The 24223-nt window shown below is 69.2% G+C and carries 20 protein-coding genes and 2 pseudogenes; 6 read left to right on the top strand and 16 right to left on the bottom strand.

Features of this window, described 5'->3' with window-relative positions:
* Positions 1-52: 52 nt before the first annotated feature.
* The gene (locus tag V2W30_RS04370) at positions 53-457 is read right to left on the bottom strand and encodes a nuclear transport factor 2 family protein (RefSeq protein WP_338703477.1); all 405 of its coding nucleotides are present in this window, start codon (positions 455-457) and stop codon (positions 53-55) included.
* On the opposite strand from V2W30_RS04370, the gene V2W30_RS04365 reads away from it, so the two are divergent.
* A complete protein-coding gene (locus V2W30_RS04365) occupies positions 452-973 on the top strand; it encodes a TetR/AcrR family transcriptional regulator (protein ID WP_338703476.1) in 522 nt (173 codons plus the stop codon). The genes V2W30_RS04370 and V2W30_RS04365 overlap by 6 nt on opposite strands.
* Before the next feature lie 195 nt (positions 974-1168).
* On the opposite strand, the gene V2W30_RS04360 is transcribed toward V2W30_RS04365, so the two are convergent.
* The 5 genes from V2W30_RS04360 to V2W30_RS04340 form a co-directional block, all read right to left on the bottom strand.
* Positions 1169-3142: an NAD-binding protein gene (locus V2W30_RS04360; protein WP_425244480.1), complete on the bottom strand. Its 1974-nt coding sequence runs from the start codon at positions 3140-3142 to the stop codon at positions 1169-1171.
* 79 nt (positions 3143-3221) lie between these two features.
* On the bottom strand, positions 3222-4025 hold the full coding sequence (locus V2W30_RS04355) for an IclR family transcriptional regulator (RefSeq protein ID WP_338693794.1): 804 nt from the start codon (positions 4023-4025) through the stop codon (positions 3222-3224).
* The gene (locus V2W30_RS04350; RefSeq protein WP_338693793.1) at positions 4012-5313 is read right to left on the bottom strand and encodes an extracellular solute-binding protein; all 1302 of its coding nucleotides are present in this window, start codon (positions 5311-5313) and stop codon (positions 4012-4014) included. Before V2W30_RS04350 ends, V2W30_RS04355 begins: the two co-directional genes overlap by 14 nt.
* Positions 5314-5391: 78 nt before the next feature.
* Complete coding sequence (locus tag V2W30_RS04345) at positions 5392-6312, bottom strand: carbohydrate ABC transporter permease (RefSeq protein ID WP_338693792.1); 921 nt, start codon at positions 6310-6312, stop codon at positions 5392-5394.
* Positions 6309-7238: a sugar ABC transporter permease gene (locus V2W30_RS04340; RefSeq protein ID WP_338693791.1), complete on the bottom strand. Its 930-nt coding sequence runs from the start codon at positions 7236-7238 to the stop codon at positions 6309-6311. The genes V2W30_RS04345 and V2W30_RS04340 overlap by 4 nt, the downstream gene beginning before the upstream one ends.
* 484 nt (positions 7239-7722) lie before the next feature.
* Between V2W30_RS04340 and V2W30_RS04335 the strand changes: the two are divergent.
* Positions 7723-8103: pseudogene (locus V2W30_RS04335) on the top strand (FUSC family protein); the annotation flags it as partial.
* A 281-nt stretch (positions 8104-8384) separates the two neighbouring features.
* Here V2W30_RS04335 and V2W30_RS04330 read toward each other — a convergent pair.
* Positions 8385-9118, bottom strand: a pseudogene (locus V2W30_RS04330) (transposase family protein).
* A 233-nt stretch (positions 9119-9351) separates the two neighbouring features.
* Between V2W30_RS04330 and V2W30_RS04325 the strand changes: the two are divergent.
* A complete protein-coding gene (locus V2W30_RS04325) occupies positions 9352-10554 on the top strand; it encodes an IS110 family transposase (protein ID WP_338703474.1) in 1203 nt (400 codons plus the stop codon).
* 408 nt (positions 10555-10962) lie between these two features.
* Here the strand turns inward: V2W30_RS04325 and V2W30_RS04320 are convergent, their stop codons facing one another.
* Both V2W30_RS04320 and V2W30_RS04315 read right to left on the bottom strand, forming a co-directional pair.
* Positions 10963-11649: a TetR/AcrR family transcriptional regulator gene (locus V2W30_RS04320; RefSeq protein ID WP_338693790.1), complete on the bottom strand. Its 687-nt coding sequence runs from the start codon at positions 11647-11649 to the stop codon at positions 10963-10965.
* Positions 11631-12749 carry a globin domain-containing protein gene (locus V2W30_RS04315; protein ID WP_338693788.1) on the bottom strand — a complete coding sequence of 373 codons (1119 nt, stop codon included), beginning with the start codon at positions 12747-12749 and terminating at the stop codon, positions 11631-11633. The genes V2W30_RS04320 and V2W30_RS04315 overlap by 19 nt, the downstream gene beginning before the upstream one ends.
* 128 nt (positions 12750-12877) lie before the next feature.
* Here V2W30_RS04315 and V2W30_RS04310 point away from each other — a divergent pair, with 128 nt between their 5' ends.
* Complete coding sequence (locus tag V2W30_RS04310; RefSeq protein ID WP_338692551.1) at positions 12878-13999, top strand: IS630 family transposase; 1122 nt, start codon at positions 12878-12880, stop codon at positions 13997-13999.
* A gap of 17 nt (positions 14000-14016) precedes the next feature.
* On the opposite strand, the gene V2W30_RS04305 is transcribed toward V2W30_RS04310, so the two are convergent.
* The 4 genes from V2W30_RS04305 to V2W30_RS04290 form a co-directional block, all read right to left on the bottom strand.
* Complete coding sequence (locus V2W30_RS04305; protein WP_338692552.1) at positions 14017-14418, bottom strand: hypothetical protein; 402 nt, start codon at positions 14416-14418, stop codon at positions 14017-14019.
* A gap of 478 nt (positions 14419-14896) precedes the next feature.
* Entirely contained in the window at positions 14897-16537 is a 1641-nt protein-coding gene (locus V2W30_RS04300) for a nickel transporter (RefSeq protein ID WP_338693786.1), read from the bottom strand.
* Positions 16534-17865 carry a hypothetical protein gene (locus V2W30_RS04295; protein WP_338693784.1) on the bottom strand — a complete coding sequence of 444 codons (1332 nt, stop codon included), beginning with the start codon at positions 17863-17865 and terminating at the stop codon, positions 16534-16536. Before V2W30_RS04295 ends, V2W30_RS04300 begins: the two co-directional genes overlap by 4 nt.
* Positions 17866-17948: 83 nt before the next feature.
* The gene (locus V2W30_RS04290) at positions 17949-19514 is read right to left on the bottom strand and encodes a DUF4331 domain-containing protein (protein ID WP_338693782.1); all 1566 of its coding nucleotides are present in this window, start codon (positions 19512-19514) and stop codon (positions 17949-17951) included.
* A 692-nt stretch (positions 19515-20206) separates the two neighbouring features.
* On the opposite strand from V2W30_RS04290, the gene V2W30_RS04285 reads away from it, so the two are divergent.
* A complete protein-coding gene (locus V2W30_RS04285; RefSeq protein WP_338693780.1) occupies positions 20207-20728 on the top strand; it encodes a polyketide cyclase in 522 nt (173 codons plus the stop codon).
* Positions 20729-21182: 454 nt separating this feature from the next.
* A complete protein-coding gene (locus tag V2W30_RS04280; RefSeq protein ID WP_338693779.1) occupies positions 21183-21512 on the top strand; it encodes a chaplin in 330 nt (109 codons plus the stop codon).
* A gap of 914 nt (positions 21513-22426) precedes the next feature.
* Here V2W30_RS04280 and V2W30_RS04275 read toward each other — a convergent pair.
* The 3 genes from V2W30_RS04275 to V2W30_RS04265 all read right to left on the bottom strand — a co-directional run bounded on the left by V2W30_RS04275 (position 22427) and on the right by V2W30_RS04265 (position 24203).
* Positions 22427-23074 (bottom strand): fasciclin domain-containing protein, encoded by a 648-nt coding sequence (locus V2W30_RS04275; RefSeq protein ID WP_338693778.1) that lies wholly within the window; start codon positions 23072-23074, stop codon positions 22427-22429.
* Between the two features lie 133 nt (positions 23075-23207).
* Positions 23208-23708, bottom strand: a complete 501-nt coding sequence (locus V2W30_RS04270) for a DUF4383 domain-containing protein (RefSeq protein WP_338693777.1) — start codon at positions 23706-23708, stop codon at positions 23208-23210.
* 42 nt (positions 23709-23750) lie between these two features.
* Positions 23751-24203: a hypothetical protein gene (locus V2W30_RS04265; RefSeq protein ID WP_338693776.1), complete on the bottom strand. Its 453-nt coding sequence runs from the start codon at positions 24201-24203 to the stop codon at positions 23751-23753.
* Between the last annotated feature and the right edge of the window lie 20 nt (positions 24204-24223).

The raw sequence follows: 24223 nt of genomic DNA, 5'->3' as shown, positions 1-24223 counted from the left end.
CTGTCCGATCTCCGCCATGGCGGGAACCGGACACTCCCGTTCAGTCATCCGCCTACCGGAGCGGCAGTGCGACCCCGTGCTCCTCCTCGGGCCGCGGGCCGTGGATGCGCCGCTCGGACGCGGCGATGGCGACGTCGTTGATGCTCGCCTCGCGGCGCCGCATCAGGCCGTGCGCGTCGAACTCCCACAACTCGTTGCCGTAACTGCGCCACCACCGCCCCCGCGCGTCGTGCCACTCGTACTGGAACCGCACGGCGATCCGGTCCCCGTCGAACGACCACAGGCTCTTGCGCAGCGCGTACTCCCGCTCGCGCTCCCACTTGGCCGTCAGGAAGTCCACGATCTCCGCGCGGCCCCGCACGAACGTGTCCCGGTTCCGCCACACCGAGTCCGGCGTGTAGGCCAGGGCCACGCGCCGCGGGTCGCGGGTGTTCCAGGCGTCCTCCGCCGCCTGCACCTTCCGCAGGGCCGTCTCCCGGGTGAACGGGGCGTGCGCGGCGTCGGCATGGACGAGGTCCGCGCCGCGTCCGGACTGCCGCTCAAGCGGATCTACCGTCTTTTCGCCGCGAAGGACGACCTCGTGGTCGCGATGCTCGCGCGCCGCGACATCCGCTGGCGCGGCGACCTCACCGCGTTCGTGGAACAGGTCGAGGACCCGCGCGAGCGCGTCCTCGCCGTCTTCGACCGGCTCGCCCGCTGGTTCGCCGAACCCGGCTTCCGCGGCTGCGCCTGGATCAACATCCACGGCGAACTCGGCTCCACGTCCGAGGCGGTCCTGGCCGAAGTGCGGTCCCACAAGAGGGAGTTCCACGACCAGCTCGCCCGGTGGGCGCGCGCCGCGGGGGTCACCCGCACCGAGCCGCTCTTCCTCCTCGCGGAGGGGGCGATCGTGACCGCGGGCATCACCGGGGACCCGACCGCCGCCGCCCACGCCCGCGAGGCGGCGGCCGTACTGCTCGACAGCGCCCGATAGGGCGGGCAGGACATAGAACTAGGGCCTGTCTCCCAGATCCCTCCGTCCGCCCGAAGGGCGGGCCCTGCGGCGTCTGGTGCGTGCTCTCGGCGTGCCGGGTGCAGGGCCTCGTACTGGATGTACTTGGCCTTGGGCCCGGTGCGGCGAGAGCGCGTGCCAGGCGTCGCGGGGCAGGAGGGATCTGGGAGACAGGCCCTAGGAGTTGGCGACCCGGTCCACCCGCGCCTGCGGACCCAGGAGTTCGGCCAGGCCCTGCCGGGTGGCGGCCACGACCACCCGGTCCGTGGCGCGCAGGACGTACCCGGGGTGCAGCTGCCAGATGAGCGCGGGCGGCGCGGCCGGGGCGTCCTCCTCCCGGGAGGCCGCCAGATCCGGACGCCGCTCACCGGGCGCCGTCGAGTCGATGGCCAGGACCCGCCAGCCCCCGGGCCGGAACGACTCGGCGACCGTCCGCCCCTCCAACTGCGGGTGCCCCGCCACGTCCAGCGCGGCGAACAGCAGCACCTTGCGCTCGACCGGGATCGCGCCCAGGATCTGCCGCCCCATCATCGCCCCGGCGAACGCGGGCGCCGCCATCGAGGAGACGCTGCGACTGCGGGTGAGGGCCAGCGGGTGCGCGGCGCGCAGGGTCCGGTAGACGGCGGTGGCGAACGCGTCGTCGTACAGGCGCAGCGACACCCGCAGGTCGGGCTTCACGGAGCGCGCGTACAGGGCGGCTTCGAGGTTGGTGGTGTCGTGGCTGGTGAGGGCGAGCAGGGCGTGCGCGCGGCGGACCTTGGCGGCCTCCAGGACCCCCTCGTCGCGTACGTCGCCGAGGATGGTCGGCACGCGCAGCCGCCGGGCGAGCGGGATGCCGCGCGCCTCGGGGTTCTCCTCCACGCACACCACGGGGATGCCCAGTTCGTGCAGCCGGGCCAGGACGCGGGTGCCGACCTTGCCGAGGCCGAGGAGCACGATGTGCCCGGACAGGCCGCGCGGCGGACGGCGCAGCGCGGACGCCGAGCGGAACGTGCCGAGGGCTTCCAGGGCCGCGGCGAGCAGCACCGGAAGGAGCAGCAACCCGGCCAGCCCGGTGAGGAGTTGGAGGACCTGCCGGGAGGCGGGCTCGCCGATCGCCGGGTCGTCGATGGCGAACAGATCGAGCAGCGTGACGTACCCGGCGCGCAGCGGGTGCCAGTCCGTCGTCGCCCAGGTGGCGAGCGCAAGGCCGAGCACCACGGCGGCCAGACCCGCGACCGTCCACCGCAGGCGGCGCGAGAACAGTGAACCGAGCGGCAGCCCGCGCCCCGCGAGACCGCGCTGCGGACGGCTCCGCGCCGCATGGGTGACCGTCTCCAGGACGACGGTGCCGCGCCCGGTGGCCGCGGCGACGGTGCGGTCGTCCGGCAGCAGCAGCGGCGCGTCCTGCCCCGAGGCGTCCGAACCCTCGGCGCCCGCGGGATCGTTGGTGGTCGCGGAGAGCAGCGCGAGCGTGCACAGGCCCGGGTCGGTGATCTGCCCGCGGCCCGGCGGCGGACGCTCCGCCGCGCGCAGCAGCAGCCCGTCCGCCTGGACGACCTTGCTGGTCCCTGCCACGGCGGTCGCGGCGAGCGCGGGCGCCGCCGTGTCCGCGTCGGACAGCACGGTGGTGGACGTGTCCAGGGCGTCGAGGTCGAGCCCCGGACTGGCCACCGCGGCGGCCTGGTCGAGCAGGTCGGCCAGATGCTGGCCGAGCCTGCGGTCGTAGAGCCGGATCACCAGGCGCAGCCGGGGGTTGAGCCGGCGGGCGGCGAGCGCGGCACGGATGTTGGTCTCGTCGTCGTCGTGCACCAAGGCCAGCGCGTCGGCCCGCGCCACGCCCGCCCGCGTGAGCGTCTCCTCGTCGAGCACCGGCGCTTCCAGTACGCGCGGGGTCTGCCCGGCGAGCGAGTCCGACGCGCTGGGCGGGGTCCGGTTCATCGCGGCCTGCACCCGGCCGAGCAGCGCCGCCGCCCGCATCCGCCCGACGCCGCCCGGCTCCGGCGCGGACGCCGACGGCGCGGAGGGGACGACGATCGTGACCTGGCTGCGGTACAGCTCGCGCAGTTCGGCCGCGAGCCGCTCGGCCAGCGCGTCGTCGCCGCAGACGATCATGTGGCCGGGCAGGGCGGCGGGGCGGGAATCCTGGTGGGGAAGTGGCACGTGAGCCATGGTGCGTGATGCCCTCGTGCGGCGTCCATCTCCCCACCCGTACGGGCCACTTGCGCGGTGGCCCGTCCCGCCCCTCGGCTCAGCCCGCGCCGAGCGCCTGACTGACCGCGTCGGCGGCCTCCACGACCTCGCGGGCCAGCGTGCCGCGCGCCTCGTCGCCGACGGTGGAGCCGAGGACGGACATCGGCCCCCACAGGGAGACGGCCGCCACGATGTCGCCGAAGGCGTCGCGGACCGGAGCGGCGAGCGAGGCGCGGCCGAGCGCGCGCTCCTCGGCCTCGACGGCGTATCCCGTCCGGCGGACCGCGGCGATCTCCTCGTCGAGCAGGTCGTGGCTGACGGTGGTGAACTCCGTATGTGCCTCCAGGGGTTCGGTGAGCAGCGTGCGCCGCTCCTTGGGGGAGAGGGCGGCCAGCAGACACTTGCCGATGCCCGTGGCGTGCAGCGGCGCGGTGTGTCCGGCCTGGCTCTGCGCCTTGGGGGCCCGGGAGCCCTCGAAGTTGCAGAGGAACATCAGGACGTCGTCGCGGCGGACCGCGACGTTGGCGCCGAGCCCGGTGCGTGCGGCGAGGTCCTGCAGCACGGTGCGGGCGGCGCGGTGGACGGGATGGCGGTTGACGGCCGTCGCGGCCAGCGGCAGGGTGCCGAGGCTGAGGCGGTAGAGGCTGCTGACCGGATCGCGTTCGACGAGGTCGAGGCGTTCGAGCGTGGACAGCAGCCGGGAGGCCGTGGAGGAGCCGAGCCCGGTCAGGTCGGCGATGTCGGAGACGCGCAGTTCGGCGCGCCCGGAGTCGAGCGAGCGCAGCACGGAGATGGCCCGCTCCACGCTCTGGTTCGTCCCGGCACCGCGGTCACCGCCGGGCGAGGGATCAGCGCTTGACAAGGTCGGCGACCTCCTTGCCGGCCTGCTTCATCGCGTCCTTCGGCGACGCCTTGCCGACCAGCGCGGCCTGCACCTGCTTGGCCACCGCCTCCTCGATCTGCGCGTTCTGCGCGAACCGCCAGAAGGGGCTACCGGTCGCCGTCTTGGTGATCTTCTCGGTCCACTCCGTGGTGAACGTGTCCTGCGCGACCTTCGGATCGGCGAGGCCCGCCGTGGTGGACGGCGGCAGGGCAAGGTCCGCGAAGTACTGGGACGTGGTGGCCCGGTCCGAGGTGGTGTGCAGCGCGAACTCCGTCGCCGCGTCCTGCCCCTTGCCCTTCACGACGGCGATGACGCCGCCCCACAGCAGGGCGCGCGGCGAGTCACCGGCGCGCAGCACCGGGCGCGGCACCGGCTGCATCGCCTCGGCCAGCGTCTTGTCCTTGGACTGCGCGGAGGTCACGCCCTTGCCGATGATCGCGTCGTCGTAGAACGCGGCCTTGCCCTGCCCGAACAGGGCGCGCGCGTCGAAGCGGTCCACGTCCGCCGCGATCAGCTTCGCGTCGTGCAGCTTCTTGTACCAGGTGAGCGCGTCGATGGAGGCGTCGTCGCCTATGGTCACCTTGTCGCCGTCCACGAGGGTGCAGCCGAAGGTCTGCATCCACGGGAAGATGTCCTTGAGCTGGGCGACCTTGGTGGCCGCGGCGTAGGGGACGATCCCGCCGCCCAGGCCCTTCAGCTCGCGCAGCGTGGCCTCGAACTCCTCGATGGTCGTGGGGTGTTCCTTGATCCCGGCCTTCTTGAGGAGCTTGGCGTTGGCGATCAGGCCGATCGAGCCGGTGTTCCACGGCAGGCCGTACTGGGTGCCGTCGAACTTGCCGCTGTTCAGCGCCACATCGGTGTAGCCGCCCTTCCCGGCCACGGAGCCGAGGTCGGCGAGCTTGCCCATCTGCGCCACCGTGCCGAGCCACGCCATGTCGAGGTGCACCGCGCCGGTGGTCTCGCCGCCGCCGAGCTTGAGCGTGAGCTGGCTCAGGTACTCGTTGTAGGGGTACGAGACCGTGCGGATCTTCGACTTCTCGGCCTTCTCCCAGGCCGCGATGATCTTCTCGATGGCGGGCTTGGCGGTCGCCTCGTTCAGGGACCAGGAGGAGAAGTCGAAGTTCTTGGACTTCGTGTCGCCCCCGCCGGAGGTGGTGCTGCCGCCGGACGGGGCGCAGGCGCCGAGCGCTCCGGCGCCGGCCACGCCGAGCGCGCCGATGCCGAACATCCGAAGAGCGTTGCGCCGGCTGATGCCAGAGGTGGTCATGGTGTCTCCAGTGCGAGTACGGAAAGAAGCGTGCGAGTACGGAAAGAGAGGAGCGGCGGAGCGAACGAGAGTGGGGGGTCAGCTCTTGACCGAGCCGGCGGTCATCCCGCCGACGAGGTAGCGCTGCAAGAACATGAAGGCGACGACCACGGGGATCGACACGACGAGCGACGCGGCCATCAGCTCGGGCCAGGCGGTCTGGAACTCACCGATGTACGTGGACACGAGGCCGGGCGGCAGCGTCTGCTTCTCCTTGTCGGCCAGCGTCAGCGCGAAGATGAAGTCGTTCCAGCCGCGTACGAAGGCGAAGAGGCCGGCGGCGATCATGCCGGGGGCCGCGAGCGGCGCCACGATCGAGTGCAGCGTCCGCCAGCGCGAGGCGCCGTCGATGGAGGCTGCTTCCAGGAGGGCGTCCGGGATGGTGTCGAAGATGCCCTTCAGCATCCAGACGCACAGCGGCATCGTGAACGTCGTGAACGAGAGCACCAGTGCGGTGTACGTGTTCAGCAGACCGAAGCTGGAGAACACCGTGTAGAGCGTCACCAGAAGCAGCGCCTGCGGGAACATCTGGGACGCGAGCACCAGGTGCATCAGCGAACGGCGGCCGCGGTAGCGGAACTTGGAGAACGAGTAGCCCATGTACGTGGCGACGACCACGCTGAGCACCGCGGTGATCGTCGCGACGATCATCGAGTTGACCAGGTACTTCAGGAGCTGGTCGTTCTCGGCGAGCGCGGAGAAGTTGTGGAAGGTGATCTCGGTGGGGATCAGCTTCGGCGGGAACTGGAAGGCCTGGTCCGTGGGGCTCAGGGCCGTGACGAGCAGCCAGTACACCGGCGCCATCCCGAAGGCGCCGATCACCAGGACCGCCGACCAGGCGGCGACGCGGGAGCGCAGCAGGTCCTTGCGGATCCGGCGTCGCGTCGAGCCGCCGGTGCGCGTGGCCACCGACTTCAGCGGCTCCGTGCCGGACAGGGGGGAGGTGGTCGTGGAGGTCATCGGGCGTCGCCCTTCCGCTCGGTGATCCTGAGGTAGACGGCGACGAGGACGAGGAGCAGCAGCATCCACAGGCCGCCCAGGGCCGTCGCCCGGCCGAGGTCGAAGCCCTTGAAGGCGGACTGGTACACGGCGGTCGCGAAGGTCTCCGTGGCGCCCGCGGGGCCGCCGCCGGTGAGCACGTAGATGGTGTCGAAGTGCTGGAAGTTCCAGATGAATTCGAGGAGCAGCACGATCGAGGCGACGCCGCGGACCTGCGGCCAGGTGACGGCGACGAAGCGGCGCACCGCACCGGCCCCGTCCATCGAGGCGGCCTCGTGCAGCTCCTTCGGCACGGTCTGGAGACCGGCCAGGAGCATCACCATCATCCAGGGGAAGCTGGCCCAGGTCTTGGTGATGATGACGGCGAGCATCGCCGTGCCGGGCTGCCCGAGCCAGGTCACGGACTCGTCGATGATCCCGGTGTCCATGAGGATCCCGTTCAGCACGCCGTAGTTGGCGTTGAAGATCCACATCCAGAGGAACGAGACCACGACACCCGGGATCACCCACGGGAACAGGAAGAGGCCGCGCAGGAAGCCGCTGCCCTTCAGGCCCGTGTTGAGCGCGAGCGCCAGCGCGAAGCCGATGACGAACGGGACGATCGTCGCGCCGACGGTGAAGACCAGCGTCTGCTTGAGGATCGTGAGGAAGTCGCCGTCCAGCCAGTACGTGAAGTTCTCCAGGCCGACGAACTCCCGTCCCGGAAGACGGAGATCCTGCTTGAAGAAGCCGGTGAACAGCGCCGACACCAGCGGGTAGACGATGATCGCCGCGAACAGGGCGAGGCCCGGCGCGGTGAGCAGCAGCGCGAAGGCGCCGTTGGACAGACGCCCGCCGTGCCGCGCGCGGGGACGCGCGGCGGGCTCGGGGGGTGCGGCGGTACTCATTGCTCTGTCCTCTCGGTGAAACTGAGTTGCGGCATGCGGGATCGTTGTCCATATTCCGCAACAGCGTCAACCCTCTTGCACGTTGTATCTGCACTTCTTCTCCAGGAACGCGCCCGGGGACCGCTAGTTTGGGACTGATTCCCGCATGTTGCATGCGAGTTTCGGGCGAGGGTGGATCGCCGTCGCCCCCGCCGAGGGCACGGCCTTCTGTGCGGGCTTCGACCGCTCCATCGCGACCGAGCCGCGGACGCGCCGATCCCGGGCCTCCTGATTCGGTCCGGCCCGGGATGGTCCGTTGGCCCGGTCGTGGCCGAGCCGCGCCGACGCGCACTGGACCATTGGCTCAGGGCTTTCAGCCCCTGTTGAACCATCAGCCCGTCAGGTGCTGAGATGGGCGGGTCGATGGCGCTGCGGATCCCCCGAGGATCTCCGCGGCGCCTTTCTCATGTCCGCGAAGAACCGAGTACGTAAGGGGCGGGGCAAGTTGCTGAAGAGGGCGTTCGTGGCACCGGATCCGGGACGGATGCGGCTGCGGTTCGCGAGCCGAGCCGTCCTCGGCATCGGGCTCGCCGTCGCACTGTGCGGCGCGAGCGGGCACTCACTGGTGGCGGCCATCACCGGCGGCCTCGCCGCGCTGCTGGCCCTGTTCACGGTGGCCGATCCGACGGTGCGCGGCCAGGCCGTGACGACGGCGCTGCTGCCCGTCGTCGGCCTCCCGGTCCTGGCGCTCGCGGCCGGGCTGCACAGCGTGCCGGTCGCCCGCGACCTGGCGTTCCTCGCCGTCGTCGGCGCGGGCGTGTACGCCCGCAGGTTCGGCCCGCGCGGCCACTCGCTCGGCGTCTTCGCGTTCATGATGTTCTTCGCCGTGTCAAGGGCACCGCGTACGCGCTGCCTCGCATAGCAGGTGTTTTAGCTGGTCAGAGTGCAGTTCCGGAAGTTTGGGTGCGTCGCACCTTTGGTCGAGTGTTGTCAGGTGAGCCAGGGTGCATGCTGACGGCTTGCTGACTTTCCTGACGGTCCGTCAACCTCTTGCTGAGATGGGTGCGCGGCCGCGCAGGGTGATCGTCCGGGGCAAGGGATCGACCGCGGCGGTGGCAAGGGCTCTTGAGGGTGCCGGTGGCCCCGTCCAGTGAGCTCTTTCCAACCTCACGCTGATGCGTGGTGAAGGACGAGGACGGCCTTCACGATGTTGGTGACGCGGTTGGTGCCGCAGCGGAGTTTCCGCAGGAGCCGCCAGCCCTTGAGCATGGCCATGGCCTGCTCACCGACACAGCGGATCTTGGCGTGGGTGGTGTTGTGGCGACGCTTCCAATGCTTGAGGCGGCGGCGACGGAACGGGACGCGGACGAGTCTGTCAGCGCCTTGATACGCCCTGTCCGCCCAGCCCTTGAGGCCCGCTGCGGCGAGGGCGTCGAGTATCCCGTGCTGTCGGGCGGCGGTGAGGTCGTGGGTCGAGCCGGGCAGGGCTGGTGAGGCCCAGAGCAGCCGTCCGAACGGATCGGTGAGGACCTGGACGTTCATGCCGTGGCGTTTGTGTTTTCCAGAGTAGTAGGGGTGTCGGCGGCGATGGGATCTATGGGCAGCAGGGTGCCGTCGAGGATGACGAACGCCTTCGTGCGGATGGTCCTCATCGCCTCGGTCAGGGTCGGGGCGAGGGCGGTCAGGACCTCGATGGCTTCACGTATGTAGCGGTAGGCGGTTGCGATCCCGATGCCGAACCTGGCGGCGAGCCGTGCGTAAGTGTCGCCGCACCGCAGGTGGGCCAGGGCGAGCAGGGCCTGCCGTGCCACGGGAAGCCGTCGCCACCGGGTCCCGATGTCCCGGCGCCTGGTTGTCAGTTGTCCGGCCAGGAACCGCAGAGCGCGGGTGGACAAGTCGATCGAGGGCGGGTAGACAGCACGCGGAGCTCCGTAAGTTGTTGGCTGGCCCGGGAGGGCCGGGTGTGGCTTACGCGAAGCTGTCTTCAGTGGCTCGCCAGGAGTGGCCGCCCGGTTCTTCGGGGCGCCCTGGCTGCTGATTGAAATCTGCGATCTTGTCGCTGTTTACGGAGCTGACGGCGGGGTGTTCCTCGGGCCGACGGGCGAGTCTCACGGCACGAGGAGCGAGCGTGGACATCAGCAGGCGGGTCCGGTTATGGGCCGGCATCGACGCGGGCAAGGGCCACCACTGGGGATCGGTGGTGGATGAGACCGGAGCAACCCTATGGTCCAAGAAGATCGACAACGACGAGTCGGCGATCCTGACCGCGATCGGCGAAATCCTCGATCTCGCGGACGAGATCCACTGGGCGGTGGACATCTCCGGCACCACCTCGGCACTTCTGCTGGCACTGCTCGCAGCCCACGGTCAGCAGGCCGTCTATGTGCCCGGTCGCACTGTCAACCGCATGGCTGGGGCCTATCGGGGCGAGGCCAAGACCGACGCCCGTGACGCCTATGTCATCGCTGAAACAGCCCGCCAGCGCCGCGACTTCACCACGATCCTCGTACCTGCACAGCTCGCTGCTGATCTCGCGTTGCTGACCGCGCACCGCACCGACATGGTTGCCGACCGGGTGCGGATGATCAATCGGCTGCGCGACGTCCTCACCGGCGTCTTCCCCGCGCTGGAGCGGGCCTTCGACTACTCCAGCCACAAGGGTGCACTGGTTCTGCTGACCGGCTATCAGACCCCGCAGGCCATCCGCCGCCGCGGCCGGACGCGCCTGTCCGCATGGCTGGCCAACCGCAGCGTACGCAGTTCCGATGCGGTGGCCGCCACGGCGCTGGAGGCTGCCGCAGCCCAGCACACCGTGCTGCCCGGCGAGGACATCGCAGCCCAGATCGTCGCGGACTTGGCCACCGAAGTCCTGGCGCTGGACGACCGGATCAAGCGGACCGATCAACGGATCAAGGCGGCGTTCCGCACGCATCCGCAAGCAGAGATCATCGAGTCCCTGCCGGGGATGGGCCCGATCCTGGGCGCGGATTTCGTCGTCGCAGCAGGGGACCTGGCGTCCTACGCTGACGCCGGCCACCTCGCATCTGCTGCCGGACTGGTACCCGTGCCCCGGGATTCCGGGCGCCGCACGGGCAACCTGCACCGCCCCAAACGCTATAGCCGCCGCCTGCGCCGAGTGTTCTATCTGTCCGCACAGATCAGCATCATGCGAGACGGTCCGAACCGGGACTTCTACCTCAAGAAGCGCGGCGAAGGCTGCAAGCACGTCCAGGCCGTCATCGCCCTGGCCCGCCGACGCGCGAGCGTCCTGTGGGCACTCCTGCGCGACCACCGGGTCTTCACCGCCGCCGCGCCGCAGCTCGCACAGGCAGCTTGACATCGTCATTGAAACTCCTGGCAGACACGGGTGATCTTGGTCGAGAACCCGTCTACCAGGAGCTTCGTCATTGCGCAGGCTTGTCCAACTCGCGGTCAACGCCGCCAGCTTGGAAGAGGCTCGATGATCGACGACGGGTCCGCCATCGCTGGTGGCGGGCCGGCCGTGCCACGAGCCGTACTCCGCCGGGAGGCGCACTATCGCGAGCCTCTCTGGAGCGTCCAGGCGATCGCGTCGATTGCCTGCGGGTGGTTGCGTCCGCGCCCGCCCCGCCTCGGCATCCGTGGGCTTTGGCCTGGGGAGTGAGCCGGTATCGGCCGTGTCGAGGTCCCGCAGCGGTGAACGAGCGGCGGCCGCCATGCTGTGGCCCCGGACAGGGGCCCGGGGCCACAGCATGGGCGGGACGGGTCAAGTGGAGTGTCCCCGTAGGAGACGGATCATGGCGTGGTAGAGCTCCGCACGCGGTGGTGCCTTGGGCAGGGCGACGGGGGGCGCGTCCCTGGTGGCGTAGGCGCGCAGCAGTTGTGCGGTGAGCCGGCGCGAGGCATCGGAGGTCGCGCCTGCCGCGCGCAGGACACCGGAGTTGGCCATCAGCAGGATGGTGAGGTCGCGCTCGCTGAAGTCCTGGCGCAGATGACCGATCTCCTTGGCCTGGGAGATGAGGTCGAGGACATGACGCTCCGCTTCGGCACGTCGGGTCTCCACGGTGCCATCGGGGAATGTGAGGGTCAGGACTTCGAGGAAGGCCGGATCCGAGGCTTGCAAGGTGCAGACGCACTGGACGTAGTCAGTGAAGCCCTGCCAGGGGTCCGGGTTTTTCGAGCAGGTGGTCACGAGGTTGTTGTAGACGTCGACGCGGTCCTTGAACACGGCTTCGATGAGGAGTTCCTTGGTGGCGAAGCGACGGAACAGGGTGGCGTTGCCGACGTCGGCTTCGTGTGCGACAGCTGTCATCGAGACACCGAGCCCTTCGCGGGAGAAGAGGCGGTGGGCCGCCGCCAGGATGCGCTGGCGGTTGCGCTCGGCGTCGGCGCGCAGTGCCTCCGCGGGTTTCGGGCCCGGCGGCAGGTCGGTGGTCACGGTTTGCTGAGCCACAGGTCGGGGCCGAACACCTCGTAGTGGATCGACCGGGGACTCAGGCCGTGGTCGAGCAGGTCCGTGCGGACGGCCTTCATGAAGGCCAGGGGGCCGCACAGGAATGCCGTGGTGTCGGGCGCGGGGGAAAGGCGGGCGATGTCGGTCAGGCCCTCGTTCACATGGACCGCGACGGCGTCCGGGTGGTCGATGTCCTCGTACCACACGTGTAGTGAGGCGTGCGGGAGCCGCTCGGTCAGTTCGACGAGTTCGAGCCGGTGGGCGTGATCGGCGGGGGAGCGGTCCGCGTGGACGACGGTGACGGGTCGGTCGGGCGAGACAGTGGCCAGGTGCTCCAGCATCGCCAGCATGGGGGTGATGCCGATGCCCGCCGAGGCGAGCAGCAACGGGCCGTCACCCTGGTCGAGCAGGAGGTCGCCGAAGGGGAGGGAGACCTGGAGCGTGTCGCCGGGGCGGGCGTGGGCGTGCAGCCACGAGGAGACCTCACCCTCGGGAACGCTGCCGCCGGGGGAGTGCTCCCGCTTGACGGTGATGCGCCAGGTCTTGAGGCCAGGGGCCGAGGAGAGGCTGTACTGCCGTATCTGGTGTGCCCCGTCGGGCAGTTCGACCCGCACGCTGACGTACTGGCCGGGGACGACGGGGCCGGTCGGTGCCCCGTCGGCGCGTCGCAGGACGAGGGAGACCGCGTCGGGGGTCTCCTCGTGGCGGTCGCTGACCTCCATGGTCTGCCAGACGGCACCGTCCTTGACCTGCGCCTGCGCGTACAGGCGCGCCTCCATGGCGATGAGAGCGTTGGCCATGAGCCAGTAGACCTCGTCCCAGGCGGCCGCCACCTCAGGGGTCACGGCGTCACCGAGGACCTGGGCGACGGCTCCCAGAAGGTGGCGGGCGACCAGCGTGTACTGGTTGGAGGTGATGCCGAGCGAGGCGTGCTTGTTCGCGATGCGGCCCAGGACGGCGTCCGGGCGCTCGTCCGGGTGGTCCACCAGCGCGGTCGCGAAGGCGGCGACGGCGCCGGCGAGCGCCTCACGCTGGGCGCCGTTCGCCTGGTTCGCCCGGTTGAACAAGTCGCGCAACAGTTCGGGCCGTTCCTCGAACATGCGGCGGTAGAAGAGTTCGGTGATGGTGCCGAGGGATGCCCCTAGTGCCCTGACCGGGAAGGTTCGCCGGGTTGTTGGTGGTGGCGGTTGGATGTGCGGTGACGTCCGATCCGACCGTTGGGGGTGCGGTGGCTGAGCCTGTTCGGGTGCGCAGACTGACTGACCAGGAAGGGCAGAAGCTGCAGCAGATCGTGCGCCGGGGCAGCACCAGTTCGGTGCGGTACCGGCGGGCGATGATGCTGCTGGCCTCGGCCGGCGGGAACCGGGCACCGGTGATCGCGAAGCTGGTGCAGGCCGACGAGGACACCGTGCGCGATGTGATCCACCGGTTCAACGAGATCGGCCTGGCCTGCCTGGACCCTCGGTGGGCGGGAGGCCGTCCCCGCCTGCTCGATCGTGATGACGAGGACTTCGTCATCCAGACGGCCATCACCCGCCCCACCAAGCTCGGCCAGCCCTTCACCCGCTGGTCGCTGCGCAAGCTCGTCGCCTACCTGCGGAAAGTTCACGGCCGGGTGATCCGCATCGGCCGCGAGGCGTTACGTGGCCTGCTCGCCCGCCGCGGCGTTACCTTCCAGCGCACCAAGACATGGAAGGAGTCGCCGGACCCGGACCGCGAGGCGAAGCTGGACCGGATCGAAGAGGTCCTTCACCGCTTCTCCGACCGGGTTTTCGCCTTCGACGAGTTCGGCCCGCTCGGGATCCGGCCCACCGCCGGCTCGTGCTGGGCCGAACGAAAGCGCCCCGGCCGACTGCCCGCCACATATCACCGCACCCACGGGGTGCGCTATTTCCATGGCTGCTACTCGGTTGGGGACGACCGCCTGTGGGGCGTCAACCGGTGCAAGAAGGGCGCCGCGAACACGCTGGCCGCGCTGAAGTCGATCCGTGCCGCCCGCCCCGACGGCGCACCGATCTACGTGATCCTGGACAACCTGTCTGCCCACAAGGGCGCCGACATCCGCCGCTGGGCGAAGAAGAACAAGGTCGAGCTGTGCTTCACCCCGACCTACGCCTCGTGGGCAAACCCCATAGAGGCCCACTTCGGACCGCTGAGACAGTTCACCATCGCCAACTCCCACCACCCCAACCACATCGTGCAGACCAAGGCTCTGCACGCCTACCTGCGCTGGCGCAACGTCAACGCCCGCCATCGTGACGTCCTGGCCGCCGAACGCAGGGAACGCGCCCGCATCCGCAGCGAGAAGGGCATCCGATGGGGCGGACGCCCGCTCACGATGGCGGCCTGACCAGATGTTCCGGCGGGTCAGACAACCAGCGCCGCGTGCAGCGCATCGAATGCTTCACGAAGTTCCAACGTGGCGATCGGATCGATCTCCATCTGCAAATGACACACGCCGTCGTCGCCGTTGGGAGTCAGACGCACGAAAAAGGCGAAACCGTCCCCGACGGGCTCCGCCTTCAACGTCATCGGATTGCTCCGGCCCGGAGTCACCGCCACCGAAAAGCGTCCACCCGACGGCGCGCGCAGGTGAGAGAGCACGCGGGCCGCGAAGTCCATGACCTCCGCAGCGCTGACATCCGCGGTGAAGTCAGCCGTCAGCCACGAGCACCAATCGGCAGTGACCTGCCAGGTGTCGCCATCGGTCCGAGCCAGTTCCACCCACACGTCGTCGCTGCCGAGGCGTATCCGCGGTAGTTCCATCATCGCCCTCCGACATCCGAGCCTGGGCTCAAGATCCTATGAGGCAGATCTCCCTCATCGGAAGCCATCACGCCATCCACCGCCCGCTCAACCCGGCGAACCTTCCCGGTCAGGGCACTAGCGTCGAGCGTGTTGTTGTTGCACCAGGACATAGGAGTTCCTCATGCGCATCACGTTCGTCCGAGGTGTGGCTGTTGCCGCTCTCACTTGTGCTGTCGCTCTTCCGATGGTCGGCGCCGCGCAGGCGGCGACCCCGGCGCGGAACACGGTCCAGTCGGTTCGGACCCTTCCTGCGGATGACGGGCCGTGGCATCACCACGGCGGCTACTGGGGTCACGATCACTACTACGGAGGGGGCATTGGTCTCGGTATCGGTCTGGGCCTGGGCATCGGGCTTTGACCGTCTGAAGCCGGGATGAGAGGAGCGGGTGGGCCTCTGGGCGAGGGGACCGCCCGCTCTCGTGGCTCCTCGGCCGTCTGCTCACCAGGGGCCGGCGGCAGCGCGGAAGATGAGTCCGATTCCGACGACCGACACGAGTGCGGCTGTTGTGACAGGGCCGAAGCGTGTCATTCGGCGCATGCGCGTCCACCGGGCGGCGTCAGCTTTGCGTAGGCCGTTGTCGATGCCGTCTCGCAGGCGTACCAGCAGGAGCCCGGCGAGGGTGAGCGTACCGGCCATGCCGATGCCGTAGCCGATGACGAGCATGATGCCGAAGGCGGTGCGGCCCAGGGCCGTGGCGCTGAGCAGGACTACGAGGGCGGAGGGACTCGGTACGAGGCCGCCGGCGACGCCCATGCCGATGAGCCCGCTGCGTTTCGCCTTCGGAGCGGTGTGCGTGTGAGCGTGCGGGCGCTTTTTGGTCAGCAGGGCGACGGAGCCTGACGTGGCATGGTTGTGCGGTCCATGGTCGCCTCGGTGGGGGGCAGGGAGCCTGAGACGCGGGCCGTTGTCGCCGGATGTCTCGTGAGAGTGGTCTGGCTCACTCGCCGCGTGGTCGTGGTGGCCGTGGACATGGGGGTGCCTGTGGCTGTGGCCGTGGTGATGATGGTGAGGTGTGTGGCGGTTGAGGAGTGCGGAACGCAGCAGCCACAGGCCGATGCCGGTGATCATGAGTCCGCTGGTGAGGCCGAGCCAGGTGAGAACTGTTTCGCCGGCGAGGTGAGTGGCGAGGGGCAGGGCGAGTCCGAGGGCAAGGACGCCTGCGGTGTGGGTGAAGGTGACGGTGGCGCCGACGGTGAGGGCGTCCCGCGGTGTGCCGCGTTTCCCGGCCAGGTAAGCCGCCATCAGGGTTTTGCCGTGTCCGGGCATGGCGGCGTGGGAGGCGCCCAGCAGCAGTGAGAGCAGGAATGCCAGCAGTCCGACGGGAACGGTCAGTTTCCGGGCACGCAGCAGAGAGTCGAAGGTGTTCTGCACGGTGGACAGGGCTGCGGCGACAGGGCCGGTCGAGGGCATGGCGTCGCGCACCGAGGCCAGGGCCTGTTGGTGGCCAGGCTCTGTGCGCAGATCGGCACTGCGTTGGTTCAGTGGCGACGCCAGGGGGTCTGCGGGGTAGTGCCGCAGTTCGGCGGTCGGCGATTGCGCGGGCGCGTTGGCGGAGGCCAGAGCGAGGCCGTCGGCGCGCGCGGTGATCTCCTGCCACCCCACGCGACGGGTGTCGTACGCCGTGCGCAGGCTGATCGCGGCCGGTGAGCCCAGGTCGGCCGGGGCGGTGAGGTCGCACTGGAGGCGGCTGGTCGGGAGTCCGGCCTCTCCGGGGTGGCGGCTGAAGTCGCTGGAGCCGAGGCGCCATTGCAGCCGGTTCCCGTCCACGGTCGTGACGAGCTGCCGCTCCAGTGTGCGGCAGGTCGTACGTGCGTAGCGCACACGCTCGTTGTCGGTAAGGCGTCCGTCGTGGTCGGTGTCGATGTCGGGGAGTTCCTGGGTAGCGGAGATTTCCGCTCGGTCCACGACGATGCGGGCGTCGACACGTTCCGGTCGCAGGATGAGCCCGGTGTGGTGGTTGACGGTGAAGTTGCCCAGGGGGTGAGCTGCCGCGGAGGGGGCGGTGGCGACGGTCACGGTGCCGAGGCACGCGACGGCCGCCAGCGCGGCTGCAACGGCGCGTGGGGGGATCGGGTTCATCGGGCTCCGTCGATCGTGCTGAGGGTGGCGCGGGCCTCAGGGGCGTGCACGGGGTGGAAGTACGGGTCGATGCTGAGGGCGTGTCGAAGGTCGTCACGGGCCGCCGAGCGATGGCCGAGTGACTGATGGATCATCGCGCGGTGGAACAGGAAGAGGGCGCTGTGGGTGCCGAGTGCCAGGGCCCGGTCGGCCTCGGCGAGGGCCTGCTCGTTCCGGCCGGCGCGGTGCAGGGCCCAGGCATAGGCGTCGTGCACGGCGATGAACGGCCGCGCGGCGACGGCCTGGCGGCCCATGGCGACGGCCGTTCGGGGATCGCCGTGTTCGGCCTCGAAGAGGATCGCGTCCGTGTCGGGCCGTGCCCCGGTCTCCTTTCGCACGGCGTCCTGGGCGCGTAGGACGGCGTACTGGTTCCGCGCCTGATCGGTTCGTCCCAGGGACTGCTGGAGCTCGCCCAGCGCCAGCAGGTAGTGCGGCAACGGTGCGATGGCAATGGCCTTGCTGTAGTCCCGTGCAGCCTGCGTGGTGTCGCCGAGCGCGGTGTGGGCACGAGCGCGTGCCTCCAGCAGCCCGCTGTCGTGAGAAGTCTCCTTCAGTCCTGTCTGTGCCTGATTCAGCGCGGCTTGTGCGTCACCGGTGTCGGCGGCGAGGAGGGAGAGATGGGTGTAGGCGAATGAACGCTCGGCGGGCGAAGCGGCGGCCTTGAGGGAGCGACTCATCAGGGTGCGAGCCTGACGCTCGTCGCCCCGTAGTTCCCACATGTAGGAGGCCCTGGCCAGAGAGGTGCTGTCCGGCCGGAGGTCGACCATGCGCTGGACGGCATCGAACGCCTGCTGATATCTGCCGAGTTGGGTGTAGGCGTCGGCGAGGACACCGTAGGCCGGTGCGCTGTACGGATTCGTCGTGGTTGCTTGGAGCGCCCAGGAGAGTGCTCGCTGGAAGTCGTGCCGGCCTGCGGCGAGTGCCGCCATCGCTGTCTCTGCATGATCGTTTTCGGCCGGTTGCACCTTCAGTGACCGGCGTAGTGCTGACTCGGCTCTGGCATAGGTGGGCGGGTCGGGGTTCTGCCTGGCCTGCTGCACGTATGCCATTCCGAGGGCCGACCAGGCGTCGGGATCTGTGGGGAGTTGGCGCACGCGCTGTTGGAGTGCGGCCAGTGATCCACCGTGCAGGGTGTGGGCGGAAGTTGCGGTTTCTGGGGTGGCGGAGCCCAGTGGCGAGAAGCCCAGAGCCCCGGCGGTGAACAGGGCGGCGCCCAGGGCGATGCAGACGGCCGCACTGCGTAGATGTCTGCGCCGCAGAGGCGTTCGGCGGGAACGGTCGCTGGCCACGAAGACCTCCGGAACAAGGAGTGGACCCCGGCGGGCCAGGCATCATCGTCTGGCCCGCCGGGGGTGGTGTGCGGTGGGAGGGCTCAGGCGGTGGTGCGCTTGCGGCGCATCCGGTAGCCGCCGGCGCCGAGCAGGAGTGCTCCGGCCGCGGTGACGGTCGACGCCTGCGAGGTTTTCAGCGACGACTGCTGGGCGCCAGGGCTTCCCGCGGCCGACTTGTTGACGCTCTTGGTGTTGGGCAGCGCCAGGTAGGGGAATGACGTGCCGAAGGCGGTGTCGTTGGCGTTCACCTTGTCGCCGTCGGCGAGTGCGGGCACAAGCTTGCCGCTCTGCGCTGCGCCTTCGACGCCCTGGAGCGAGATGTCGATGACGTCGTCGCTGAGGCGGCGGCCGTTGGGGAAGCCGCCGAGATCGCCGGCGAGCACCCCGAGCCGGTTGGGCTTGGCGGTGGGAGCCACGGCCATGTTCAGGCGGAGTTCCTCGGCGGGGACGATCCTTCGCTGATCTGCGTCCTTGTTGAGGCGGTGGGCGTTGAGGTCGGCCTTGACGGGGCCGCATGCCTTGCAGATTCCGGTCAGGAAGATCTCGGCGAGGTCGTTGCGCGGGGTAGCGGGCGCCGGTACCCCGTAGACCTTCTGGATCAGCTTGGGCAGGACCGGGTCGAGGACCTTGTCGACGACGGGCTTGACCGTGCGGTCCTGGTCGGGAGAGAGGGAGTTGAAGGCGTCCTTGTACTTGAGGGGGACGACGACCTCGTTGACCAGGGGGTTGCCCAGGCGGGACACCTGGCGCCAGCCGTCGTGGTGGCCGGAGCGGCTGTCGGACACCTGGGCGCCGCGGCGTTCGGTGGTCGACCACACGCCCACGACCGGGTTGCGTGAGCTGTTGCCGCGCAGCGCGAGGGCCTTCTTGGGGATCTGCAGCGCGACGGTGTTCACGTTGTACCCGGCCAGAGTGTCCTGGCCGCGCTCGCTCAGGTTTCCTCCGTACAGGAGGTCGAAGACGCGCAGGTCGGCAAAGAACGGGTCGTCGGCCTGCCCGGCGAAGGCTTTCGCTCCGCCGTTGACCGGGCGTACGGCCTGCGTCCGCAGGGCGCCGTAGTTGGGCATGGAGGCGCTGCCGGTGCGGGAAGGGGCCACCGGGGCGTTGCGCAGCAGGGTGCGGGTGCGGTGCCGGCCGTCGGAGACGGTGAGGTCGTAGGTCTGCCGGAAGTTCAGGTCGGGGTCGGTCGGTGAGGTGACCTGCCCGGTGTTGTAAAGGAACTGTCCGCCCGCGTCGCGTACCTGGTTGCGGAACTTCCAGGTGTAGGTCAGGTCCGGGCGCCCGTCACCGGTGTTGTCGATCTTGATGTGGTAGCGGGCGTCGTCCGCGAAGGCGTAGAAGTTGGGCCCGCCGTTGGGCTCTTCGAAGGGAATCCAGTTTGCGACCAGGGTGACCGTGTCACTGCGGTCGGGGCTGGTGAAGGCGTAGACGTCGGTGTTGTCGGCCCGCGGATCTCCGGCGATCAGGGGCGCCTCGCGGTGGCTGGAGGCGGCGCTGGGGGTCGGCGCGAGGGCCAGCCCGGCCAGACCCGCGGCCAGTGCGCTGGAGCCTAGAACGACAAGCGCCTGGTCGACCACACGTCTGGCCGGCCTCTTGGTACGGGACATGAGCGGAGGTTCCTTCCGTGACAGGACGCCCGTCCGAAGAAGCGGTGCGGCCTGGGGAGTGTGGACGCAGTGCGGGCCGGCCCGTCGCCAACAGCGCGCTGTGGACCTGACGGCCAATCAGAGTCTGACTTCACTGCGAGACATGGGAAATGTCTTGACGGAGAAAAGCACGGGAGCCGCATCGCAAGTGACCATTTCTCGCGGCGCGATTCATGAGTCGCACTTCGGAAACTTCGGGAACCGCAGGTAGGAGGCCCCTGTGCGCGAAGAGTGGACCTCCAGAAGTTATGCAGGGTGCGTACGGGCGTTGCGCCGAAAGAGGGATGAGTGTCGGCGCTCACCCAGGCGCGACTGGCGGTCGGGAGACGTGAAACGTGGCACTGCAACCCCGTTCAACAGGTCGGATGATGCTCGTAGATACCGCATCGAACATGCGCAATTCGTTCTCTTGCCTGAGTGGTGAAGCGTTTCCCCGCGCGGTAGGAAAGTTCGCCGCTGAGCCGATCGAAGGGATTCGGTGACGTGAACCAATCCGGAACGGTATCTGCTCCGTATGTCATAGCCGTCAATGTCTATTGCTGTAGGTGTAGGAATTCTCCACTGCTCCGTAATCGGCGGGCGCGTGCGGTGCCCTGCGAGATTCAGGCGCCCCGGCAGTAGGACGATCGACGGGGGAGTGCAAGGGTGGAGGGATGACAGCTGAACGCTTCGAAGTCACGCGTCACATCGCCGCCTCGCCCTCTGCGGTCTTCGATGTGCTGCGTTCTCCGCAGGGACATGTGAGCTTCGATGTGCTGCGTTCTCCGCAGGGACATGTGAGCATCGACAGCTCGGGCATGCTGCAGTCCGCGCAGGGCGACCCCGTGGGAGCGGTCGGGGACGAGTTCGTTGTGCACATGGACCGGGAGGCGCTGGGTGACCTGCCCGTGGGCCGCTACGACGTGACTGTGATCATCATGCGTTTCGAACGCGACGCCCTGCTGGAATGGACGATCTCGGGCACCATCCAGCCGCCTATCCGTCACTTGTACGGCTACCGGCTCGAACCCTCCGATTCCGCCACGGTCGTCACGTCGTACTACGACTGGAGCAAGATTGATGACAGGTACCGCGAGGCGGGCGTCTTTCCGGTGATCCCGGAGGCTGGCCTGCGCGCGACGCTCGACATCCTCGCGCGTACCGTCGAGAAGTCTCCGGCGGGTGCGACGGGTTGACACCGTTGCAAGAAGGCGGGCAACTCGCGATGACGTCGCCCCGATCCTTGTGACACTGCGGTGAGGCACAGGCAGATCTGGGCGAGTGCGCGGGGTCGGTTCGCGGCGTCGAGGACCGTCAGCAGGGGCGCTCCACTGGGGGATGCCCCATCAAGTCGTACGCGGTGTTCACCAGTTTTCGACGGCCAGGGTGGGCGCGGGTTGGGGTATCGACGTCGCGCTCGTCGAAAGGGCCGTGGAAATACAGCATGCGCCGATGAGTTGTGTCTTCCGGACGCCGGTGGGCCACCGACTTGAAACGGGCGCCGACGGGTGGCATGTAGTCCGGACGGGTGAACTCCAGCCGTGCAGCCAATCCAGCCCTCAGGGACGCTCCGGATGGCCAGTGAGAAGCCAACCGCTTCTCGTCCCCGACCTCAGGGGGAGGGGACCGTGCGGAAGTGTGGAGCGTTTCATGTCTCGTGTGCTGAAGAGTGCGGCGATCGCGGTGGCCATCGGCGGTTCGGTCCTGGCCGGTGCGGGCGCGGCGTCCGCGGACGCCGGAGCTCAGGGCGCCGCTGTGGGGTCGCCCGGGGTGCTGTCCGGCAACGTCCTCCAGGTGCCGGTCCACGTCCCGGTCAACGCCTGCGGCAACACTGTCAACCTCATCGGCCTGCTCAACCCGGCTTTCGGCAACAGCTGCGCCAACGGCTCGGGCAACTGGGGCCATCACGCCTGGGACGAGGGCCACATGGGCCACCACGGCTCGATGAACCACGACGCCGACAGGGGCATGTGGAAGTAGGCCACCGCCCGTAGGTACCGGCGGTCGGCCCGTCAGGGGCCCCTCCGCTGTATCGCGCAACCCGGTGCCGCAGCATCACGCGGCGCCGGGGATGTGGTGCGTATGAATGCTGCATGACGCGCCCTCTGTAGGCCGCTGGACCGGGCCCGTGGTGGGAGACAGGGCGGACTCGTGCGCCCGCCACAGCATGACCGGCCGGAACCATCTGATGATCCGCCAAACCCGCTGCGGACGGTGCCGGCCCGCCTCGACCGGTCTCCGGTGTTCGCGGCGAGTCGGAAAAGGGCTGCATGGTCGTGTGGGCACCATGGATGTCAGGTCTTCGGCGGGGCGGGCCCCGGGGATCGAGGCGGAGGTGTCTGGCTGCGGGGCCTGATGAACTCCGTACAGAGCACGGCAGCGATGGCGGGGCCGGCCTGAAGGATCAGACAGATCCAGCCGCCACCCGCAAGTCAGGCGGGCGCGACAAGGAACGCACCGCCCGTGCCGATGAGCGCGGCCAGTACGGCGGTCGCCATCGTCCACATGACCGACACGCGGGGCCGCCGGTGTCCAGGAGACGCCCCAGGGTGGCCGCCACCACCCCAATGGGTAGGCAGGCCAGCACATTCAGTACGTCCACCCGCGCATTTCCCACTTCAGTTGAACGTGCTGCGAGCTCTCGGCGAGGCCCTGTCCGCAAACCTCTCGGAGATGGCCAGGAGACGAAGAAGGTGGACGAGACGGCCGGCGACTGCGCTTCCGAATCGCCGTCCGCCTCGCCCACCGGACACAACCGTCGGGAGGCTACCGCTCAAGCGGCCCGGAACTGTTCCCCTCTTTTATGCTGCCCCCGATTTCTGTGGGTGACAGCAGGAAGGAGGGGCGCAGGTTTCCCGTCTTCCCTCTGCTCGGCTGTGTCGGCTCGTGGTCCGTCAGCTCTTGGGCATGAGGACGGAGTCGATGATGTAGACGTTGGCGTTGGCGGTCTTGACGTTGCCGCAGACGACGTTGGCGCTGTCGTTGACCTTGTAGTTCTCGCCGGAGCCGGAGGTGGTGAGCTTCGACTTCTCCAGAGTGTCGAAGGATCCGTTCTCCAGGTCGGCGGGGGCGAGCTTCTGGCCGACGACGTGGTAGGTGAGGATCTTGGTGAGCTGGGCCTTGTCGTTGAGGACCTTGTCGAGGTCGGCCTTCGGGATCTTGGCGAAGGCGTCGTTGGTGGGGGCGAAGACAGTGATGTTCTGCGCGTTGTTCAGGGTGTCGACGAGGCCGGCCTTCTTCACCGCGGTGACCAGGGTCGACAGGGCCGGATTGTTGGAGGCGGCGGTGGCGACGGGGTCCTTGGCCATGCCGTCGAAGGAACCGGCGCCGTCCTTGGGTACGGAGGAGCAGGCCGGGCCGAACGGCTCGTCGGCGGTGCTCATGTCGTCGGAGGGGCTGGCCATGTCCGACCCCTCCGACGCGGATGAGGCGCTGTTGGAGGCCTCGTCCTTGGAGTCGCTGTCGGAGCATGCGGTCAGGGCCAGCGGCAGCATGGCCGCGGCGGCGACGACGACGGCGGCACGACGAAGGCGAGTCTGCATGAAAATCCCTCAACGATCGGAACTGTGGAGGCCATCCGCCTCCATCGCCGGGAATCCGGTGCGGTCGCCGCCGCGGATTGGTCGGTTTCCCGAAAGAGTGAAACCAAGGGGAGGAGAGCCCCGTACGCCCTGGTCAGTCCGGGTGCCGGGAGCGCCAGTACGGGTTGTCGTGCGGGAGCCCGCCGCTGACTCTTCCGTACATGCCGCTGGTCATCAGCAGCAGTCCGACGGCGAAGCTGAACAGCACGTTCTGCATGCGGAAGTTGAGAAAGTTGAACCGGCTGTCTAGCGCGAACAGGAACGCGAATCCGGCCAGTAGGAAGCCGATCCCGAGCACCATGTTCACGGTGGACGCGGTGTTCCCGCCGCGGACGGCGGCCGCCAGGAGCACGCCGCCGACCACCAGGGACAGGACGCTCAGGGCCCCGTTGGTGTTGAGGCCGAGGGCGGTGTTGGCGCCGGTGTCGAAGTAGCCGACCCGGCGGATGAGCCCCAGGACGCCGAACGCCACGAGGAACAAGCCCATGATTCCGGCGCTGAACCGGTAGACCCGGCTCAGGCGGTGGTCGACCGGCAGGTGATCGTCGAGCTTCACCCGCGGTCGGGCGTGGGGACCGGCGTGCAGTGTGGTCATGGCGAGAACCTCCTTGCCCCTCCTGGCGGATACGGGCAGCTGTCAGCAGCTGGGCGGCTGCCAGCCGGTGGGCCGGACGTGGGCGGCGCTGATCCAGCCGTGGGCGTCGTTGTCGAAGTACCAGACCGAGGTGCCGTCCGCGTGGCCGCCGTCGGTCTGGCAGAACAGTCGGATGTGTGAACCCGCGGGCAGCGTGGCGGTGGCCCTCGCGTGCACGGTCGGCGCGTCACGGACGTAGACCTCGGTCCGTGCCGTCACGACGGCCGGAGCGATATGGTCGGCATGCCCGTTCCCGGACCAGGACCAGGCCCCGGCCGCGGATACCGTCCAGGACCCCGACCAGGTCCAAGACTCCGACCAGGAGCTGCCGGGCCCCCAGTCGTCCGGGTCCCAGCCGGAGGCGTGGGCGCTGCCGCTGACGGCGAAGCCGGTCAGGGCGAAGGCCCCTGTCAGGGCGGCGGCGCAGGCCCGGGTGCGGATCTTCGATCGGTTCATGGCCAGACTCCTCCTCGGAA

The sequence above is a fragment of the Streptomyces sp. Q6 genome, from assembly GCF_036967205.1.
Lineage (GTDB): Bacteria > Actinomycetota > Actinomycetes > Streptomycetales > Streptomycetaceae > Streptomyces > Streptomyces citrinus.
The sequence above is the reverse complement of the archived record's forward strand: the minus strand, read 5'-3'. Positions and strand labels throughout refer to the sequence as shown.